The sequence below is a fragment of the Serratia sp. CoH_122_TC_1 genome (assembly GCF_058191755.1).
This window is the reverse complement of record NZ_JBXWLA010000062.1, coordinates 1-557: the sequence shown is the minus strand read 5'-3', so window position 1 is coordinate 557 and position 557 is coordinate 1. Positions and strand designations below refer to the sequence as shown.

Sequence of the window (557 nt, the reverse complement as noted above, 5' to 3'; positions counted from 1 at the left end):
GCATTCCGCTAAGGCGGTCAGTGGATTATGAGGATGTTACTTACCCCTTACCTGCAGCGTGAACTGGGCGTGGTGTTACTGCGCCCAGGCAGTGACTTGCTGCAATATTTCAGTGGCCGTGCGCGGCTGCTGATCGCCAGTGAGCCAGACGAGTTAAAACCTCTGCCTTCCGGCCTGCTGCCAGCAGTAGAACAGAGCCTGGCGGCGGATCCGCGGTTGTCCTCTTTCTTCCAACATGATCGGGTTATCGACGCTGCTGGTGGAGTTGATGCATTGAGTGCTTGGTTGAAGCGTGGCACAGAATGCCAGTGGACCGCCGGCGACGATTACCATCACCATAATATGGACATCCTGAACTATGACGGTCGACCGATCCGACTGTGCTGGCACCATGAGCATCGCCTACGGGAACAAACGTTGCCGGAGCTGGATGCCATCGCCGCGCAGAACGTAGCGGACTGGGTAGTTTACCGTGCCCGGTCTCATTTCATGTTTGGTGAAGACCACCAGCTAAGTCTGCCGGAGTTGTGTTGGTGGGCGGTGCTGAAAGAAGTGTC

The 557-nt window shown here is 56.6% G+C and carries 1 pseudogene; it reads left to right on the top strand.

Annotated elements, in window-relative coordinates:
- Positions 1-33 precede the first annotated feature (33 nt).
- Positions 34-557: pseudogene (locus tag AC2FC2_RS26970) on the top strand (DUF968 domain-containing protein); the annotation flags it as partial.